The sequence below is a fragment of the Streptomyces calidiresistens genome, assembly GCF_014141525.1.
Taxonomy (GTDB): Bacteria; Actinomycetota; Actinomycetes; order Streptomycetales; family Streptomycetaceae; genus Streptomyces; species Streptomyces calidiresistens.
Genome location: NZ_VKHS01000359.1, coordinates 1 through 5,434, shown reverse-complemented (window position 1 = coordinate 5,434; position 5,434 = coordinate 1). Strand labels below are relative to the sequence as shown.

Here is a 5,434-nt window from a genome sequence, read left to right as displayed (position 1 = left end):
GGGGCCGGGGGAGTCGCCACGGCCGGTGACGGGACAGCTCATCTCGTGCCTCTCATCTCATGACCCCGACGGGGTGGGTGGGAGCGAAGCGGACCGGCAGGGTGCTCATGCCGCGCAGGAACGCGGACGGCCGCCGGGCGAGCGTCTGTTGCGGGACGGTCAGGTCGATGTCGGGCAGGCGGTCGAGGAGCACCTCGATGCCGGTCCGGGCGATGACCTCGGCGATCTCCCGGGCCGGGAAGGGGCACTGGAACTCGCCGTGGCTGAAGGAGAAGTGGGCGCTGTTCCCGGCGCGGAAACCGTCGTCCCCGGCGAGGTCGTGCACGTCGGGGTCGGCGTTGGCGCCCTGGAGGCCCAGCAGGAGCATGTCGCCGGCGGCGATGTGCCGGCCGGCGAGCCGGGTGTCGCGGGCGGCCCAGCGACCGGCGAGGATCTGGGTGGGGGTGTCCTCCCAGAGGACCTCGTTCATGGCCTCGCCGATGCTGCGCCGGCCGCCGCCGATGGAGGCGGCGAAGCGGTCGTCGGTGAGCATCAGGCGCACCGAGTTGCCCAACCAGTCGGCGGTCGGCAGGTGGCCGGCGGCGGTGATGGCCATGAGGTCGAGGGCGCACTCCTCGTCGTTCAGGCCCACGGGGTGGGCGAGGAGGCGGGAGGCGACGTCGGGGCCGGGGGACTGCCGTTTGGCCGCCACCAGGCGGTGCATGGCAGCGCCGAACCGCTGGTGCGCCTCGATCGCGCCCTCCCCTCCGTCGGCGAGGTCGTTCATGGCGCGGGCGAGGTCGGGGCCCTCGGCGTCGGGGAAGCCGGTGATCCGGGCCAGGACCAGCACCGGCAGCAGCATGGCGTAGTCGCCGACGAGTTCGGCTTCCCCGCCGGAGCAGAAGGAGTCGATCAGTCGGTCCGCCAACTCCTCCGCGTGGGACCGCAGTTCGTGCGGGTTCACGGCCTCCAGCGCGGATTCCACGGCGGCCAGGTGGCGGCGGTGCTCCTCCCCGACGGTGTAGTACACCGAGGGGAGGCGCACGCCGATCATCGGGCGCAGCGGCCAGTCCATCGGGATGTTCTCCCACTGGTTCCACAGACTGGAGTCGCGGGGGAACAGTTCCGGGTCCCCGGTGACGCGGTGCAGTTCGCGGTAGCCGACGACCAGCCAGGCGGGGATGTCGCCGGGCAGCACGACGGGGACGACCGGACCGTGCTCGGAGCGCATCTCCCGGTAGAGCCGGGTGGGGTCGGTGTGGAAACGGGGGCCGCTCAGCGGCACGGCGTTCCCGGGACCCCCGTGCGCGGGGCAGCCCGCGGGAGGGGTGGACCGGTCGGCGCCACCGGGGGGACCGGCGACGCCCGGGGCGTCGGGGAAGGGGTGCGTGGTCATCGGGGGCTTCCGGGACTGGAATCGACGGGGGGACGGAGGAACACCGGCAGGTCGTACAGGTCGTTCTGGGTGACGGCCGGCTTGTTGCGCAGCTCGGAGTCCGGGACGGCGAGGGCCATGTCGGGGAACCGCTCGAAGAGCGCGGGCAGCGCGATGCCCGCCTCCAGGCGGGAGAGCGGCGCCCCGGGGCAGATGTGCGGTCCGTGGCCGAAGGACATGTGCCGGATGGGGGTCGCGCGGGTGATGTCGAAGGACTCGGCGTCGGCGCCGTGCCGGGCGGTGTCGATGCCGATGGCCGAGTAGGAGGTGATCAGCGCGTCACCGCGGGGTATGACGCTCCCGCCGATCTCCACGTCCTCGCGGGCGAACCGGATGAGGACGTGCGAGGTGGGGCTGTACCGGCGCAGGGTTTCCTCGATCGCGGTCTCCCAGGGGATCTCGCCGGAGAGCACGAGCGCCAGCTGGTCGGGGTGGTTGAGCAGGGCCCGCACGGTGTTGACGATCAGGCTGATGGTGGTCTCGTGACCGGCGGCGATCATCAACTGGAGGGTGTTGACGACCTCCTCGACGGTGAGCGGCTCCCCGCCGTCATCCGCCAGCAGCAGGGCGCTGGTGAGGTCGTCCCCGGGGTTCGCCCGCTTCTCCTCGACCACCCGGCCGAAGAGTTCGGCCAGTTCGCCCAGCACCGCGAGGACCCGGTCCGGCGGGGTCTGGGTGGAGAAGAAGGCGTCGTACAGCTCCTGGAGACGGGGCAGGTCGGCGTCGTCGATGCCCATGAGTTCGGCGACCACGCCCATCGGCAGGGGGTAGGCGAAGGCGGCCTTGAGGTCCACCGGCCGCGGCGGGCCGCCGGCGGCCTCCTCCGCGTCGGCGCGGGCGGTCAGCTCGCCCAGGAGCCGTTCGGTGATCCGTTCGATCCCCGGCCTCAGCGACTCCACCCGGCGGGGGCTCAGTGCCTGGGCGACCTTGGCCCGCAGCCGGCGGTGCTCGGCGCCGTCCACGGTGAGCATGGAGCGGCCGGGGTTGGCCAGGCCGATCAGCGGCCAGTCGGCGGGGATCTCCCCGCGCCGCCAGGCCCCCCACTCGTTGATGTCCTTGACCAGCCGCGCGTCGGTGAGCAGCCGGCGGGCCTCCTCGTGGTGGGTGACCGCCCACACCGGGACGCCGCCGGGCAGTTCCACCCGGGCGAGCGGCCCGGCGTCGCGCAGCCGCACCGCTTCGCCGTCGAGGTCGCGGACCAGGGGGTCCAGGGCGATCACCGGGCAGCCGGTCACGGCCCCCGGGGAGGACCCGGTGGCGGGGGAGGGAGCGGGACGGGTCATCACATGCCTCCGCGGGCAGGGGTGGGTGTGAAGCGGACGGGCAGTGCGGCCATGCCCCGCAGCCACGGCGAGGGACGCCGGACCAGGGACGCGGCGGGTACGGCGAGGTCGATGTCGGGCAGGCGGTCGAGGAGCACCTCGATGCCGGTCCGGGCGATGACCTCGGCGATCTCCTGGGCCGGGAACGGACAGCGGTGCTCGCCGTGGCCGAAGGAGAAGAAGGCGTGGTTGCCGCCGCGCAGTCCGTCGTGCGGACCGGGGCCCGCGCCCGCCCCCGCGTGCACGGAGGGGTCGCCGTTGGCGGCTGCCAGGCCGAGCAGGAGCATGTCGCCGGCGCGGATGTGCCGGCCGGCGAGCTGGGTGTCGCGGGCGGCCCAGCGGCCCGCGACGTTCTGGGTGGGGGTGTCCTCCCAGAGGACCTCGTTCATGGCCTCGCCGGTGCTGTTGCGCCCGGCGGCCAGGGAGGCGGCGAAGCGGTCGTCGGTGAGCATCAGGCGCACCGAGTTGCCGATCCAGTCGGCGGTGGGCTGGTGACCGGCGGCCGTCATCACCATGAGGTCCTGGAGGATCTCCTCGTCGGTGAACTCCTGCGGTTGGTGCGCCAGCATGCGGGAGACGACGTCCCGGGCGGGTTCCGCCCGTCGGCTCGCCACGAGACGGTGCATGGAGGCGGCCAGGTGCTGCTGGCCGGCGAAGGCGTCCTCCCCGCCGTCGATCATGTCGTTGAGGGCCCGGGCGAGCCCGGGGCCCTCGACGTCGGGGAAGCCGTAGAGGCGGGCGAGGACCAGCACCGGCAGGAGCATCGCGTACGTCGAGATGAGCTCCGTCTCGCCCTTCCGGCAGAAGTCGTCCACCAGGGAGTCGGCGATGCGCTCGGTGTGCCGGGCCAGCTCGATGGGGTCGACGGCCTCCAGCGCGTCACAGATCATCCTCGCCCGTCGGTGGTGGCGGGTGCCCACGGTGTAGAGGATGGAGGGCTGGTTCCGCCCGATCATCGGCAGCAGGGGCCAGTCCGGGGGAACGGCGTCCCACTGGTTCCACAGCCCGGAGTCGCGGCTGAACAGTTCGGGATCGCCGGTGACCCGGAGCAGTTCCCGGTAGCCGATGACCAGCCAGGCGGGGAGCCCGCCGAGCAGTTCCACGGGTACCACCGCGCCGTGCTCGCGCCGCATGTCGCGGTAGAGCCCGGCGGGGTCGGTGTGGAAGCGCGGCCCCGACAGCGGGACCGTGCCGTCGGCGAACGGGCAGCCCGCCGCTCCGCCCCCCGACCCGCTCACCGGATTCCCTCCCGGGCCTCGGCGAGCCCTCTGAGGTGTTCCACCAGGGAGATGAGGACGAACTTGCTGGAGTTGCGGGAGCGGGCGTCGCATTCCACCAGCGGGACGTCGTCGGAGAGGTCCAGGGCCTCGCGGACCTCCTCGGCGGAGTGGGCCGGGCCGCCGAAGTCGTTGCGCGCCACGATGAACGGTGTCCCGTGGTGCTCCAGGCGGTCGATGGCGTACCAGGAGTCGGCCAGCCGCCGGGTGTCCACCAGGACGACGGCGCCCAGGGTGCCGCTGAACAGGCGGTCCCACAGGAACCAGAAGCGTTCCTGACCGGGCGCGCCGAACAGGTAGAGGATGGTGCGTTCGTTCAGGGTGATGCGGCCGAAGTCGAAGGCCACCGTGGTGGAGGTCTTGTCCCGCACCCGGGAGAGATCGTCGATCGTCTCCCCGGCCCGGGTCATGGTCTCCTCGGTGTTGAGCGGCCTGATGTCGCTCACGGACCGGACCATGGTGGTCTTGCCGACGCCGAAGCCGCCCACGATGACGATCTTCAGGCCGTTGTCGGCGGTACTGCTCAGGGGCGTCCGGGCGGTCGGGCGCAGAGCCGGATCAGAGGTTGCGGAGTCCAACGAGCACCTGCTCCAGGATGGAAGTGTCGGGTAGTTGCGCCGATCGCCGGGCGGTCTGCGGGTGGCGGGCGGTGATCCGCCCGGTGTCCAGCAGGTCGCCGAGCAGGATCTTCACGATGCCGACCGGCATGCCCAGGTCGGCGGCGATCTCCACGACCGCCGTGGGGTACCGGCACAGCCGCAGGATCGCGGCGTGCTCGGACTGCATGCCGGCGGTGGGTTCGCATTCGCTGACCACGAGGGTGACCAGGTCGAACGCGTCCGAGGTGGACCGGCTGCGGCCACCGGTGACGGTGTACAGCCGGTCCGGGTTCTCGTTCCGGGGAGGGCTCATACCCGATCATCACCTTCATCCGGCCGTCGAGGCGGGGCAGTGAGGTACTCGCCGAGCTGTTCGACGAGCTCGTTCATGTTGTGGCCGATCAGGCCGGGGTCGGCGGTCTCGTCGGCGACCACGGCGAGATGGGCGCCGTCACCGGCTTCGATGATGAAGAGGATGCCGCCGTAGAACTCGGTCATCGACTGGCGGACGCCGCCGCTTCCGTCGCCGAACTCGATCGAGGCGCCGTGCGACAGGCTCTGCATGCCGGCGGAGATGGCGGCGAGCTGGTCGCCCTGGTCCTCGGAGAGTTCGGGGGTGCGGCAGAGCTTGAGGCCGTCGCGGGAGAGCACCAGCGCGTGACGGGCCCCCGGGGTGCGCTCCAGCAGGTTCTCCAGCAGCCAGTCCAGCTTGGTGGCGGGAATGTTGCCCATCGGGTTGGAGTCCCCGGGTTCTGGTGCGGTCATCGGGATTCGTCCTTCGGAACTGAAGAGGTGGTCGGGGCGGGGGGTGTGGGGGACTGC

General features: G+C 72.2%; 6 protein-coding genes. All 6 read right to left on the bottom strand.

Annotated elements, in window-relative coordinates:
* Positions 1-52 precede the first annotated feature (52 nt).
* From FOE67_RS15345 to FOE67_RS15320, 6 genes are read right to left on the bottom strand one after another with little or no spacing between them, the layout of a single operon-like run.
* Entirely contained in the window at positions 53-1,375 is a 1,323-nt protein-coding gene (locus tag FOE67_RS15345; protein WP_228473921.1) for a cytochrome P450, read from the bottom strand.
* Positions 1,372-2,697 (bottom strand): cytochrome P450 family protein, encoded by a 1,326-nt coding sequence (locus tag FOE67_RS15340; protein WP_182664606.1) that lies wholly within the window; start codon positions 2,695-2,697, stop codon positions 1,372-1,374. Before FOE67_RS15340 ends, FOE67_RS15345 begins: the two co-directional genes overlap by 4 nt.
* Positions 2,697-4,067: a cytochrome P450 gene (locus FOE67_RS15335; RefSeq protein ID WP_438874228.1), complete on the bottom strand. Its 1,371-nt coding sequence runs from the start codon at positions 4,065-4,067 to the stop codon at positions 2,697-2,699. The genes FOE67_RS15340 and FOE67_RS15335 overlap by 1 nt, the downstream gene beginning before the upstream one ends.
* The gene (locus tag FOE67_RS15330; RefSeq protein WP_182664602.1) at positions 3,971-4,591 is read right to left on the bottom strand and encodes a GTP-binding protein; all 621 of its coding nucleotides are present in this window, start codon (positions 4,589-4,591) and stop codon (positions 3,971-3,973) included. The genes FOE67_RS15335 and FOE67_RS15330 overlap by 97 nt, the downstream gene beginning before the upstream one ends.
* Positions 4,572-4,925 carry a DUF742 domain-containing protein gene (locus tag FOE67_RS15325; protein WP_182664600.1) on the bottom strand — a complete coding sequence of 118 codons (354 nt, stop codon included), beginning with the start codon at positions 4,923-4,925 and terminating at the stop codon, positions 4,572-4,574. Before FOE67_RS15325 ends, FOE67_RS15330 begins: the two co-directional genes overlap by 20 nt.
* Positions 4,922-5,377, bottom strand: coding sequence for a roadblock/LC7 domain-containing protein (locus FOE67_RS15320; RefSeq protein WP_228473920.1), 456 nt, complete (start codon positions 5,375-5,377; stop codon positions 4,922-4,924). The genes FOE67_RS15325 and FOE67_RS15320 overlap by 4 nt, the downstream gene beginning before the upstream one ends.
* Positions 5,378-5,434: the final 57 nt, after the last annotated feature.